The following is a 13926-nucleotide window of genomic DNA, read 5'->3' as shown; positions in this document are numbered from 1 at the left end:
GAATCTTTCTAAACAAAAAGGCCCAATGTGAGAGGGCCTTTTTTTGTACCCTGAAGTGAAGGGCAGTAAAAACAAATTCTAAGTGAAAGGGCAGGAATACTAAGTCAGCCATTAGGTTTACTATTCCTTGCCCTTTTCTCATTATATGGTTTGGTAATTTAGCCTTGAGAGAAGAAAAATATTACAATCTGCAATATGAAAAACAGAAAGATATTAATCGTTTCAGGTGTTATTTTGCTGGTGCTGGCTGCGGCCTATTACTTCTATTTCGGTTTTTTGTACAAAGAGGCAAGAGATGTAACCGCCGAAGCACCGGCCTATACCCTAACCGCCCCCGATATTGTGGAGGAGTACCAAACTAATACTGCTACCGCAGATTCAATGTACCTCAATAAAACCATTGTGGTTATAGGAAACGTAAATGATAATGACAGCATTTCGGTTTCCCTTGATCCAGGTGTGTATTGCAGTTTTGATGTGCCTGCAAAAAATATTATTCCGGGCAAAAACATTAAGGTAAAAGGACGATGCATAGGCTTCGACGAACTTTTTGATGAGGTAAAGCTGGATCAGTGTACAATTAATCAATAATACAAATGAAGAATTTTTTAGGCTTGCTATTTTGCCTTACAGTAGCGTCTTCTGTTTCAGCACAGGACGATTTACTTGCCGAGATAGACTCGGTTTCGACGCAGGATTATGCCACACCTGCTTTTAAAGGATTACAGGTTGTAACACTGCAATCAACAAAAATACCTGCTGCACAGGAATTTTACTTTGTGGTATCCCATAGGTTTGGTTCGGTTAAAGGCGGTATTTCCGAATTTTTCGGGATGGATATGGCTACCACAAAAATAGGTGGAGCCTATGGTATTAACGAATGGCTTTCGGTTAGTGCTTCACGCCATACCCTTTTAAAGGTGTATGAAACTGCTGTAAAGTACAGGCTTGCCAATCAGGCAACCGGAGCTCCGGTAACAGTTATTGGCTACAATACCATATACATCAATACCTTTTTGGAAAAGGAAGATTATCCTAAAATTGAGTTTGCTGACAGGTTAACCTATATAAGCCAGTTACTGGTGTCACGAAAAATATCCGACAGGCTTTCGCTGGAAATGGTGCCTATGTATATTCATAAAAATCGGTACAATCCTGATGTGGAAAACGATAACCAGTTTTCATTGGGAGCAGGGGGAAGGCTTAAGTTGACCAAAAGGCTTTCGCTTAATATGGAATATGTACACAATTTTGATAAGCCTGATTTTTATCAGAATCCATTATCGGTTGGACTTGACTTAGAAACAGGCGGACACATTTTTCAGTTGTTGTTTACCAACTCGCAGGCCATGACAGAAGGTGGTTATGTAACCACTGCGGCGGGCGATTGGGGTAAGGGAGATTTTTTCTTTGGGTTTAATTTATACAGGGTTTTTTAATATGAAGAATACAATTTTATATACAGGTTTGTTAGCGTTGTTTTTTGTTTCGTGTGACTCCAATACTTATGAGGATATAAGCCAAGAGCAAAATATAGAGGGTACGGTTACCTATACGGCTAATGTGAAAACGATTATAGATAATAACTGTTTGTCCTGCCATGCTCCGGGTGGAGTGGCTTCTTTCAGGCCGCTGCTTACCTATGCACAGGTTAAGGATGCGGTAGAGAATCATGATTTGCTGGGGCGCATACAGCTACAAAACGGACAGCAGCAACTAATGCCGCAAACAGGTAGGATGCCACAGGCAAATATCAATGTGATACTGCAATGGAATACCGATGGTTTACTTGAAAATTAAATTACTATGAAAATTAGAAATTTACACTTCGTCCTTTTTTTTGTGGCAGCTATGATGCCCTTTGTTTCTCATGCGCAAAAGTTTGCCACTAAAACAGGTGATATAAAGTTTGAGGCTTCGGTTCCTTCATTTGAGGAGGTAGCTGCCGAAAACAAAAATGTATCGGCTATACTTAATGCCAATAACGGTGAGCTTGCCGCACTGGCACTCATGAATGGTTTCCGTTTTAAGGTTGCCCTTATGGAAGAACATTTTAATGAGAGCTATGCCGAAACAGCAAAATATCCTAAGGCGGTTTTTAAAGGAAAGCTGGATGGGTTTTCGCTGAAAGCACTTTCGCAAAAACCGAAACAGTTTACCCTAACAGGTGAACTTACCCTACACGGAAAAACCAAAAAAATTAATGATATTGCTATGGTGTCGGTTAAAGGAAGTACCATCACTGTAGTCGGTAATTTTATGGTAAAACCTGCCGACTTTGATATTGATGTACCAAAAGTGGTAAGCAAAAAAATAGCCGATGAGGTACAGGTTACCTATACCTTTTTGCTGGAGGAATAGCCTTTAGCTTTCGGTTAACTGTTTTTAAGAACTGTTTAATTGTTAAAAACCATATCTTTATGCCCTAAAACGATCTTCATGAAAGTATTAGGGCTTTTTTTGTGTCTGTTATGTATTGCACCCGATAAAGAATTGGCAACGGTTAGGCAACAGTATATTGATGCTGCTGTTTCTGCCGAAAGTGCGCTTGTGTTTCATGCTTCGCTTGAAGATTTGGATAACAGTCATGAAAATACTACCCTTTTGGCATACAAAGCGGCTTCTATCGTTTTGATGGCTAAATATGAAAAGGGTTTATTTACTAAAACCCGTTACTTTAATAGAGGGACTGACTTACTGGAGGAGGTGATTGAAAAAGATGCCAAAAACTACGAGGCACGCCTGCTACGTTTAAATATTCAGGATAATGTGCCGTGGATTACGGGATATACCGGAGATATTAAAAAAGATAAAGCCTTCCTGATTGCTAATTATGCTGCACAGCCTAAAGATCTTAAAGTTTTCACGAAGAAGTATGTAGTGCAATGTGATGCTTTTTCTGAAAAGGAAAAGGCCGCTTTTAATTAAAAATAAGCCCTAAGCTGTACATTGCCCGTATGTATAGCTTTACTGGTTTCACTCTTACGTCCCTGATAGTTTACGTTTACATCCAGAAACTGTGTAAGGTTTTTTTGTAGCAGTAATCGCCATGTAATATTCTTCCCGGCCTGTAAACCTTCCAGCATTTGGTAGGCTGCGGGGGTAAGTTCGTTACCTGTAAAGGCATTATCATAAAGGGAGAACTCTCCGTTTATGGAAAACTGCCTGTCTGAAGCATAGGTAAACGATGTTCCCACACGCTGTTGATATAGGGTTTCCATTTCGCCTATTTTATTCTCTTTACTTCGGTATTCATAGAAAAGATCCCAACTGGCATTTTTGGAAAAGATGTACGATATTTTAGGCAGTAATGCGAATCCGCCTATTTCGTAGTTCCTGCTGCTGTAATTTTCAGAATAGGTGTCAGATTGCAGGGTTTGTGCCGAAAAACCTAACAACCATAGTTTTTGTATTAAATGGGCATACTGTAACTGATGCGAACTGTTTTTGCTTTCCTGTGAACCGGCATTAAGCAGGGTGCGAGCCCTGTTTTTTAAATAAGTATACGTAACGGAATGGTGCTGTTTCCCCCGATTATAAAATAAACTATTCCTAAAACTGGAGTTAAGTCCCAGTAGTCCGTCTTCACTATTGTCAAACGGGTTAAGGTCAAAAGCTCCCGGCTTGCGTTCTATTTTACGGTCAATTAAAAATGAGGTCTGGTTATAAAAATAGGAGAGCAGTTTTTTAAACCCCTTTTCGTTTTGCCATTGGTTGGCATTCAGGGTAACCGACTGTGAAAACTTATTTTGGTGAGTACGTATGTATACCTGATTGGGCAGGTATACCCTAACATATTTTGCCTGATCGGGGAATGGGGCAACCTCAAACTCTTCCAACTGTTGTATGCCATCGTTGTTATAATCATTCCAGGTGTATGTACCCTGTCCGGGTTCAACTTCCAGATAGGTGAATTCCTGTTGCGGTATGGTACCTGATGTAGTTTCGTAAGCAGTGGTAACCTGTATTAACTGGTCAAAATACCTGTCGTTGTATAAAAGTCTTGAGTTAAGCGATTGTTCGTTTTTTATAGCGGGATCGGTAAACTTTAGGTTCCTGTAATTTACAAAAAGGCTCAGGTCGCTTTTTTCGGTTTTCATTAATCGCGACTTCATGTAGTACGAACGGGAGGTGTTCACCTTGTCTAGAATACCGTTTACAACACTATCATTAGCCCTTTGAAGGTAGCCCAGCTCCACATACACTTTAGTACTGTCACCACGCCCTACGAAAGCTCCAAGCTCATTAAAGCGCTGACTTAATGCCGATAACTGACCTGTTTCCTTAAGTCGTTCCCTGTTGTCTTCAACTCTTACTGTACCGCCTACCCAGTTTTTGCCAAAATGATATTTGGCAAGGGCTTCGTTTCGTATAAATTCTGATGCGGCATAATCGCTGTCACTGTCCAGCCAGCTACCCTGGTTTTGTATCAGGAAATTATTAAAGGTAAAACGTCCGTTAACCACGTGGCGCGTTCCTGTAAAACTGCCCGAAAAATCCAGTTGTTCAAGCTGGTAATTAAACTGTCCTTTTTGCGGTAGCCTGAATGTGGTTCCGGTTGTAAGGTAGCTTTGGTTACCATTTGTAGTAGTAATGCCGTTAAGGTTCCAGTCTCTATTAAACTCTATATTGAACAAGCGCTCTACGGTACGGAAATCTTTTTGGATAAACTGATAGTTGGCAAAGGCATCCAATTCCCACTTACCGGTGTACAGGCGTTGCTTGGCATCTATTTTTGCAGCATAACCATTGTTGTCGTCATTATCAAGCGACGAATACATGTTGAGGTCGTTGTTGCTCATGCCGGCCTCAAAATCGATAAGCGTTTTTTCGCTTGGATTGTATTTACCTAATACGGTAGCGATTTGTATTTTTTGTGGAGCCGTAAGCCGGATAACGGGCTCGTAGTCTCCCTGTGGTATGCCGTTAACAGGAGGCACATACTCAAAAATTCGTCCCACAGCTGCCGAACTTGCCAGTATGTAATTACCCGTATTAGCACCAAGGTAGGTGAAGCGTACATTGTACAGTTCATCGTCAGGGTTATTGGAATATTCAAAAACCTCAACACCGTTAATTAGGGTTTTGCGGTATAATATCTTGTTTTCTGAATAACTATCCAGATAAGCCGATGGGGCAATCATCTGGTCGTTATTATCTCCTGCCTGTTTTAGTATCTCTACCTGTTCTTCGGTAAGGTTTTGTTGCAGGGGTTGGTTTTTAATATCGTTTTCAGAATATACAAATCCGCCAATGCTCCATTTTTCCTCCTCGTGGGTAATACCGCCATAGGTAAGCAGCCTGGTATAGCTTTGTACTGTATACTGGTATTCCACATTAATACGCATTTCACTGGTTATGGGGAACAGTGAGGTGAATATTATTTCCCCGGCATTATAGTCTATAATGTAGTCGTTGTTTTCGCCACGTTCCAATAGTATTCCGTTTACAAAAACCCTTTCTGAACCCGATATTACCAGTATGTACAATTCGTCGTTAGGACCTCGTAGTTTATATGGACCCTGATTGCCTTCCTGTCCGGTAAAAGTACTTCGGGCATATTGGCCTCTTACCAGTGCGGCGGCGGCAAAAATGGTGGTTTTAGAATCATCATCCCCAAAAGAGAAGTTGGTAGATATACCCTGAACCTTTTTATTGAAGTTAAGGAAGCGGGACTGCCTGTTTTCAAGGAAAAGATCTCCGGCACGTATGCTCCAGTTATCACTGAAGAGTTCTATAAAAATCTGGTCAAACTCATCCAGTTTTTGTGAGTAACCGCCTTCCTGTAGCGGGATGTTACTGTCTTGTATGGAAGCGCGCAGGCTTACTTTGTTAGATAGTTTTCCTGTAATCTGTAAATCAAGGTTGGAGTTTACCACCGCATTCTGGTTGTTACCTACGGTTATACCACGGGTTATACTACCCGATGTGGTGAGTCCGTCAAACGGTTTAAAGGTATTGAGCGGGTCGCGTGTTACACGGTACAGGTTTTGGGTTCCGGTGGCATTATTGTCTACCACACGGGAATCGTCATAAATGCTGTATTTCTTGGTTAGGTATTCAGGGTAGCTCAGGTAGCGCATAAACAGGGTGTCCTGCGGAGTATACCCATTTTTAAAAACCAGTGTGCTGTGTTTAAAGTCTACATGGTATAAGGTGGTGTCTATATCTTTTCCGTTCCTGTCTTTAAGTGTAAAAAAAGCATTGTTTATGCTAACACTGTCTATCTGTATGGTGTCGGTTACGGGAGCTATTTTCCGGTTTTTAAACAGGCCGTTTGTTTCCTGACCGGAAACCGCGGAAACCAAACACAATAACGCCATTAAAAACCTATATCTCAGCATCACAAGAGTATAACTCTAAAAAAGCAAAAGTAGTGTATTTACAGGGAAGATTTAAGGAGATATAGGGACTTTGATTTATTCAAGTTTTTTTTGGATTATAGATTCAACATCTGTAGTGCTTCCGATTTTGAAACTTGAATTTATCCACTCGTCTCTACTCATTTCATTAAAAATATCAATATTATTTTTGGTTTTGAAGTTTACTTTCAACGGTTCAATAACATTGTTTTTTATTTCTTCTTTTACATCATTGTAATCTTCTATTTTAAACTCAGGAGGTAGTTTTTTATCTCCCAATAATCTTTGTATAGCATCCTTTGAATAGTAATTTTCTATTTCTCTTTTGTGTAAAATTAATAGTTCCCCTCCTGATTTTTCAATTTCCTCTTTGAGTTTTGATTTATTTTTAACTTTTGCTTCATAATCAATAGCTCCTTTGTCTGAATCTAAGATAAAAAGGAATTTTCGGTTTATTTTTTTGCATAGAGTTGCATTTACATAAAAATCAACTTGATCTCCGCCGCAAGGAATAAATAATATGTCATCAGGTAACGCTCCTGTAATTTTTTTTAAAGCAATATTCCAAAATTGAATATCACCACTGCCTTCGACAAACACAGCTTTTCTGTAATTTTCATTTAATAAGTTATAATTAGGGCGTATTCCTAATTCAGAGATAACTACATCTAGTATATGGTTTTCATTTTCAAAATTGAAGTATTTAGATATTTCATTTTCTTTTTTTACAACAATAATATTTGAGCTTTTAGTTGCTCCAGCGAATATAGGTGAATGAGTGGTTATAAAGAATTGGCTATCGTCAGATAAGCTGATTATTGAATCTAATAAGTCATGCTGTAACTCAGGGTGGAGAAATGTTTCTGGTTCTTCAATTCCAAAAATTTGGTATTGTTTTGTTTTTTTTTGTGCCAAGTATTCGAAATACGCAACCATTAATAATCTTTTAAAGCCTGTACCTTTATTTGAGATAGGGATTTCATAGCTGTCAGAATTGAACTTTAATGATAAATCAAACTTGACTAAATTATTCCAGTTGCAATTGACAGATGGTTTTATAAGTTCTAAATCAGGAACATTTTTTTGCATGAGTTGTGTGATTATTGTAAACTCTTTTTCTAAATCTGATTGAACTCTTCTTTCCAGTTTTGTAGTAAGTCTTTTATTGTCGTCTAATGATTTGTTAGCAATTGGTTTAAATTGATTTTGGAAGTTTGTTGACCCTATATTTAGATCTTGTTCGGCATCAAAAAGTGAAAATTCAGGTAGTTCAAAATAATCAAGCTTTTTTATATTTTTTATGTATTCTTCAGCGGGATATGTTTTTAAAGCGCGTCCAAGATTTTTAGTGTTATTGTCAATTTGTTCTATTTTTGATAGGTTAGTTACTCCCCTTCCTGATTTAGAGAATTCTAAGCCTAATATACTCATGAATTTATTTATTTCTGACTCTTTGTTTCCCCAGCAATTATTCACTGTTTCGTCATTTATATCATAGCAGGTATAGTAAAATTCTTTTAATAGTCGTGCTGAAGTACTGTAATGAAATATTTTTGTCAATGAGACTTTTTGGTCATTATCTAGAGCTAAAGGATGAGTGTTTGGGTTAGGTGTGAATCTAATATTTATTTCTGTTTTTTCAGATTCATGTTTTCCTTGAAAAATATCATTAGAATTAAATTTTTCATTAAAAAAAGCGTCAAGAGCTTTTAATATAGATGATTTTCCAGAGTCATTTTTTCCAACGAATGAATTTATATCTCCAACTTTTAAGTTCGTTAAAGACTTTATTCCTCTAAAATTTTTTATAGTGATATCATAAATTTGCATAAGGTATGGTTTTGAAGTTTTGTTAAAAATAATATTTTTTATTTATTAATGTTTTTAACCTAGCATTACAACCATCAAATATTAAATTTTCCTAAAACTTTGATAGTGTTAAAGATGTAAGTTTTATCTTTAAAGAAAAACTTACATTTCATGACTTCAGGTAAACAAATACTATACACCGGCACTGTTTTCATAGTAGGTATTTATTTTTTAACCGCAGGGCTTATTAAAGCCAAACCCCTGCTGGCTCCCTTGCTTACGGCTGTTATACTGGCACTGCTAATGTTGCCCGTTGCCCGGAAACTGGAATCGTGGAAAATAAATCGTATGCTGTCATCGCTTATCAATACCGTTTTGCTGTTTTTGGTAAGTGTAGGTTTTGTAGCGCTTATCTCAATACAGATACAGAGCTTTGTGGCCGACTGGGATAAAGCAAGGCAAAAAATAATGCCCCAAATTGAAAAACTGGAAAACTACATTTATGAGAAAACCCCCATTAGTCCCGAAGATATAGCCAAACAACAAAATGAGGCTACAGGGAATATGGGGAAACAGGCTATCAGTTTTATAAATGGATTGTACTCCTTTAGCGGGGATTATCTGCTTACGTTTGTTTATGTTTTCTTTTTACTCAACTATCGTAAAAAGTTCAGGCAGTTTTTTGTAAAGCTCTTTAAAAAACAAAACAAAGATGATGTGGATGATGTACTTAGTCAGGCTATAAAAATTACCCAGGGTTACCTGTATGGTAAATTTATACTGATGATATTTTTAACGATAATCTATGCTGTGGGTATGGCAGTTTTTGGAGTTAGTAATTTTATCATCATTAGTGTTTTGGCAGCATTACTTTCTATAATTCCTTATATTGGGAATATTATAGGTTTCCTTATTGCTATTGGATTAGGTTATGTTGCCGATGGAGATACCACAGCCTTAATAGGTATTGTGGTGACTTTCTCTGTTGCGCAGTTTGTAGAGTCATACCTATTTGAACCTTATGTGGTGGGCGATAATGTGAACCTCGATCCGTTTATTACAATTATTGCAGTTGTGGTAGGTAGCATGATGTGGGGAATAATAGGAATGATACTTTCTATACCTATATTAGGAATCATAAATGTGGTGTTTATGCATGTTAAGCCATTAAAACCTTATAGTTTTTTACTGAGTAACGGAGATGATAAAGGAAAAAGTAAAATTATAAAGCAGCATAAATAAACTATCCATAAACTTTTGCATCTTTGTATAAATAACCTATTCATGCCATGCGAATAATCTGTTTTTATCTGTTATTGTTTTTTACTCTTCCATTACTGGCGCAAACTAATGAAACAGATAATGCTGCTGTAGAGTCGGATAGCCTGCTGACTCCCGATCCGTTATACAGGGAAGATCAGTTTTATGCTTCCGTTTCCTATAACCTTATTCACGGTAAAGCCGAGCAGTATTCGCAAAACTCATTCTCTACAGGACTTACATTAGGTTTTTTAAGGGATATTCCGCTTAATGAGGCAAGAAACAGGGCGGTGGCCATTGGTTTGGGCTACTCCTACACCAATATAAAGCATAACCTGAAAGTGTCTGAAGTTACAGAAAGGGAAATTACCGGTAGAGCATATGAGGTTGTGTCTGATAGTGATTTTTCAAAAAACAAATTGGTACTCCATTACTTAGAGTTGCCTATAGAACTACGATGGAGAAACTCTACAATGACCAGTCATAAATTCTGGAGGATATATACAGGGTTTAAGGTGAGTTATTTGTTAAACGACCGTTCTCAATTTGAAAGCAATGAAGGCACAATAAAAATACAGCATAACCCCGATGTGAATAAATGGATTTCTACAGCTTATGTTTCGGCAGGGTGGAATACATGGAACTTTTATGCAGCTTATTCCTTTACCCCGATTTATAAAAATGCCTATACCAAACAGGGAGAAGAATTAAAGCTGAGTTCCTTTAATATTGGGCTAATGTTTTATATATTGTAAATATGAAAGAGGCTTTAAGAAAACATATCGAGGAAATAGTTCCTTTAACAGATGAGCAATTTGATATTGTGTTTTCTTATTTTAAGTCCCAAAAACTTCAAAAAAAAGATTTTCTGGTAAAGCAGGGTGATACTGTAAACTGCGAATATTTTGTGGTTAGCGGACTCGTAAAGGCTTTTTATACTGATGATGAGGGTAAAGACCATATCATGCAGTTTGCTATGGAAGACTGGTGGGTAACCGATTATCAGGCATTGCTGCATAAAACTCCGGCACAACTGGATATAGACTGTCTTGAGGATACCAAATTGCTTTGTATTACCCTTGATGATAAGGATAAGCTTTGTGCGGCGCTCCATAAAATGGAGTACTTTTTCAGAAAGAAATCAAACTCCGGTTATGTCGCCTTACAAAGGCGTATTCTCTCGTTGCTTAATAACGATGCTAAAGAGCGTTATGAGCAGTTTATGAGTTTATATCCGTCATTGCATCAAAGAGTGTCTAAAACGCTTATAGCGGCTTATCTGGGTGTGACGCGCGAAACCTTAAGCAGGCTCGCATAATTCCTTTAGTTATAAAAATGTGATGTATGTCCTGTGTAGTGCAAATGCAGGGCAGTAAATTTGCAGTGTTAATTAATTAAATATTACCATGAAAAAAGTACTTTTTAAAACCGCTTTTCTGGTTTTAGCACTTTCGTTTGCTTCCTGTAAGGAAACTGAGAAAAAGGATGAGGCAGATGCCCAGCTACAAGAAGAAACCCAACCAGCAGAGAAAACCGAGAAAAAGATTTTGTTTGTTGTGACCAGTCATGATAAAAAAGGTGATACCGGTAAACCTACAGGATATTACCTTGCCGAGGTAGCACACCCGTGGGAGGTGTTACACGGAGCAGGTTATACTATTGATTTTGTTAGCCCAAAAGGAGGGAACCCTCCGGTAGATGGTTTTGACCTGAATGATGAGGTGAATAAGAAATTTTGGGAGGATGAGGAATACCATGCAAAAATTGAAAACACAATGACTCCGTCTCAGGTAAATCCAAAAGAGTATGAGGCTATTTATTATGCAGGTGGTCATGGTGCTATGTGGGATTTACCGGATAATGAAGAACTGACAAAAATAGCCGCACAGATATATGAAGATGGCGGAATAGTAGGAGCAGTATGTCATGGTCCTGCCGGACTGGTAAACATAAAACTGTCAGACGGATCGTATCTGGTAAGCGGTAAAAAAGTAAATGGTTTTACCAATGAGGAAGAAAAAGCGGTAGGCCTTGAAATGGTGGTTCCGTTCTTATTGGAAAGCAAACTTATTGAACGTGGCGGACAGTTTGAGAAATCAGGAATGTGGGAACCTCATGTAACTGTAGACGGCAGACTTATTACAGGTCAAAATCCGCAATCGGCAAAAGGAGTTGGGGAAGCGATACTAAAAGAGCTTAACTAAATTATATAAAGCGAATTCTATAAGGCGGACTATAAAGTCCGCTTTTTTTATAGCCACCAGTGCCATAAAGCTATTTGTGGTACAATGCCTATAAGTAGCCCCTGTAGCAGTTCGTTTGGTGTATGCGCTTTTAGATAGAGCCTTGATGAGGCCGTAAAACCTGTGCATAGTATAAAAAAGGCAATGGTGTAGTTAAGGCTAAGGTGAAAGTGCAGGGACAGGCTTATCAGGAAAATGGTAAGCGCACTAACGCCCATTATATGCAGGCTGGATTTTTGATTAAACAATATCATTACTATTGCCAACACTGTACTGATGAGGTAGCCTGCAAAGTAATAATATAGCTCTGGGATAGTGGTGTTGCCAAATCCCTGATAAAGCATTATGCCTAACAGTAGTGCCTGTATAATGAGCGGAATTTTACGCTCCTTCTTGTCCAGCTTCATGGTAGAGTGTACCAGTCCCAGTGAATGAAGGAGGTAATATATGGATATGGGTAATAGTACGGTAAGTATAAGCACCTGTACACTTACCAGTATAATTTCATAGCTGTAAAAATACTGATGGGCAAATAAAAAATATAACAGCGCAGCATATACCGATACAAACAACGGATGGAATATATAGGAGAAAGCCGGCAGTATTTTTTTCATATTAAATCCTCTTTCTCATTCTGGCTACCGGGATATCCAGTTGCTCCCTGTATTTTGCAATAGTCCTTCTGGCTATAGGGTAGCCTTTTTCTTTTAGTATTTCGGCAAGCTTGTCATCCGGTAATGGTTTTCTCTTGTCCTCTTCGTCTATAACGTTTTGAAGTATTTTCTTGATTTCAATGGTAGATACATCTTCTCCCTGATCGTTTTTCATAGCTTCAGAGAAGAATTCCTTAATCAGCTTGGTACCATAAGGGGTTTCTACATACTTACTGTTTGCTACACGAGAAACAGTAGAAATATCAAGCCCCACCATATCGGCAATATCCTTAAGGATCATCGGTTTCAGTTTGGTTTCATCACCGTCAAGGAAATATTCTTCCTGATAATGCATAATGGCATTCATGGTGACAAAAAGGGTTTCCTGACGTTGTTTTATAGCGTCTATAAACCACTTTGCTGAATCCAGTTTTTGTTTAATAAACTGTACTGCATCCTTTTGCTGATTAGATCTGTCTTTTGACTCCTTGTAGCTTTGCAGCATTTCCTGATAATCTTTAGACACGTGCAGTTCCGGAGCATTTCTTCCGTTAAGGGAAAGTTCCAGTTCGCCGTCCACAATTCTTATAGAAAAATCAGGAACAACATGTTCCACAACTTTAGAGTTACTTTCGTAAGCCCCACCCGGTTTAGGGTTTAGCTTTTCTATCTCGTCTATAGCTTTTCTAAGCTGATCCTGACTGATGTCATATTTCTGCAACAGTTTGTCGTAATGCTTTTTGGTAAAGGCATCAAACTGATTTTCCAATATATCTATAGCCAGGTCAATAGACTCGGTAGGGGTTTTATGTTTTAGCTGTAACAGCAGGCACTCCTGCAGGTCGCGTGCGCCAACTCCTGCCGGTTCCAGCTGGTGTATTATGTGTAGTATGTTTTCTACAGTTTGGCTGTCTGTGTAAATACCCTGTGTAAAGGCCATATCATCCACAATGTCGTCCACACTCCTGCGAATGTATCCGGTATCGTCTATACTGCCTACTAAAAACTCGGCAATATCCCTCTCGTTATCACTTAGTATAAAAGTGTTAAGCTGGTCGCTAAGGCTTTGATGGAAACTAACAGGTGCGGCATAAGGCATGGTGCGCTCTTCGTCGTCGTCACTGTAGTTGTTGGTTTGTAATTTATAGTTGGGTATTTCGTCGTCACTAAGGTATTCGTCTATGTTAATATCGTCGGCTTCTATCCTTTCGTTATCATAGTCGTCATAATCATCATAGTCGTCATTGCCAAACTCATCAGCCTCATATTGGTCTTCCTTACCTGTTTCCAATGCCGGATTTTCTACCATTTCTTCTTTAAGGCGTTGCTCAAATGCCTGCGTTGGCAATTGTATCAGCTTCATCAGCTGAATTTGCTGTGGCGATAATTTCTGAGATAATTTTAATTGTAAATTCTGTTTGAGCATAGTAAAAACATAGAGTTTTATGAATTATAAAAGTACAAAAAAGCCCTTTTAAAACGCTAAATTTTTAGAAAAAATTATAATTGAAATAAAAAAAGGTATAATTTTTGATATAGAGGTATATGTCTTACATATCTTATTAATACAATGTATTAAAAAAGCCCTGCAATATCCTG

13 protein-coding genes are annotated in these 13926 nt (G+C 38.2%); 9 read left to right on the top strand and 4 right to left on the bottom strand.

Going from position 1 to position 13926, the window contains the following annotated elements; all coding sequences use genetic code 11:
* Positions 1 to 195: 195 nt before the first annotated feature.
* The 5 genes from V3Z67_RS07600 (at position 196) to V3Z67_RS07580 (ending at position 2928) form a co-directional block, all read left to right on the top strand.
* Positions 196 to 591 carry an OB-fold protein gene (locus V3Z67_RS07600; protein ID WP_330442731.1) on the top strand — a complete coding sequence of 132 codons (396 nt, stop codon included), beginning with the start codon at positions 196 to 198 and terminating at the stop codon, positions 589 to 591.
* Positions 592 to 596: 5 nt separating this feature from the next.
* Entirely contained in the window at positions 597 to 1439 is an 843-nt protein-coding gene (locus V3Z67_RS07595) for a DUF5777 family beta-barrel protein (RefSeq protein WP_330442730.1), read from the top strand.
* 1 nt (position 1440) lies between these two features.
* Entirely contained in the window at positions 1441 to 1800 is a 360-nt protein-coding gene (locus V3Z67_RS07590; protein WP_330442729.1) for a cytochrome c, read from the top strand.
* Positions 1801 to 1806: 6 nt separating this feature from the next.
* Complete coding sequence (locus V3Z67_RS07585; protein ID WP_330442728.1) at positions 1807 to 2361, top strand: YceI family protein; 555 nt, start codon at positions 1807 to 1809, stop codon at positions 2359 to 2361.
* A gap of 78 nt (positions 2362 to 2439) precedes the next feature.
* Complete coding sequence (locus tag V3Z67_RS07580; protein WP_330442727.1) at positions 2440 to 2928, top strand: hypothetical protein; 489 nt, start codon at positions 2440 to 2442, stop codon at positions 2926 to 2928.
* Here the strand turns inward: V3Z67_RS07580 and V3Z67_RS07575 are convergent.
* Positions 2925 to 6344, bottom strand: coding sequence for a hypothetical protein (locus V3Z67_RS07575; RefSeq protein ID WP_330442726.1), 3420 nt, complete (start codon positions 6342 to 6344; stop codon positions 2925 to 2927). The two genes, V3Z67_RS07580 and V3Z67_RS07575, sit on opposite strands and share 4 nt — an antisense overlap.
* Positions 6345 to 6419: 75 nt before the next feature.
* Positions 6420 to 8192 carry an ATP-dependent nuclease gene (locus V3Z67_RS07570; RefSeq protein WP_330442725.1) on the bottom strand — a complete coding sequence of 591 codons (1773 nt, stop codon included), beginning with the start codon at positions 8190 to 8192 and terminating at the stop codon, positions 6420 to 6422.
* 150 nt (positions 8193 to 8342) lie between these two features.
* On the opposite strand from V3Z67_RS07570, the gene V3Z67_RS07565 reads away from it, so the two are divergent.
* From V3Z67_RS07565 to V3Z67_RS07550, 4 genes are all read left to right on the top strand, one after another.
* Positions 8343 to 9413 carry an AI-2E family transporter gene (locus tag V3Z67_RS07565; RefSeq protein ID WP_330442724.1) on the top strand — a complete coding sequence of 357 codons (1071 nt, stop codon included), beginning with the start codon at positions 8343 to 8345 and terminating at the stop codon, positions 9411 to 9413.
* Between the two features lie 47 nt (positions 9414 to 9460).
* A complete protein-coding gene (locus V3Z67_RS07560) occupies positions 9461 to 10186 on the top strand; it encodes a porin family protein (RefSeq protein WP_330442723.1) in 726 nt (241 codons plus the stop codon).
* Between the two features lie 2 nt (positions 10187 to 10188).
* Positions 10189 to 10749, top strand: coding sequence for a Crp/Fnr family transcriptional regulator (locus V3Z67_RS07555; RefSeq protein WP_330442722.1), 561 nt, complete (start codon positions 10189 to 10191; stop codon positions 10747 to 10749).
* A gap of 88 nt (positions 10750 to 10837) precedes the next feature.
* On the top strand, positions 10838 to 11635 hold the full coding sequence (locus tag V3Z67_RS07550) for a type 1 glutamine amidotransferase domain-containing protein (RefSeq protein ID WP_330442721.1): 798 nt from the start codon (positions 10838 to 10840) through the stop codon (positions 11633 to 11635).
* A gap of 47 nt (positions 11636 to 11682) precedes the next feature.
* On the opposite strand, the gene V3Z67_RS07545 is transcribed toward V3Z67_RS07550, so the two are convergent.
* Positions 11683 to 12288, bottom strand: coding sequence for a hypothetical protein (locus tag V3Z67_RS07545; RefSeq protein WP_330442720.1), 606 nt, complete (start codon positions 12286 to 12288; stop codon positions 11683 to 11685).
* 1 nt (position 12289) lies between these two features.
* Positions 12290 to 13753 carry an RNA polymerase factor sigma-54 gene (gene rpoN, locus V3Z67_RS07540; protein WP_330442719.1) on the bottom strand — a complete coding sequence of 488 codons (1464 nt, stop codon included), beginning with the start codon at positions 13751 to 13753 and terminating at the stop codon, positions 12290 to 12292.
* Between the last annotated feature and the right edge of the window lie 173 nt (positions 13754 to 13926).

Origin of the sequence: Flavobacterium sp. C4GT6 (genome assembly GCF_036347315.1) — a bacterium.
Taxonomy (GTDB): Bacteria; Bacteroidota; Bacteroidia; order Flavobacteriales; family Flavobacteriaceae; genus Flavobacterium.
Note: the sequence above shows the minus strand (reverse complement) of the source record. Positions and strands in the feature narration are given on the sequence as shown.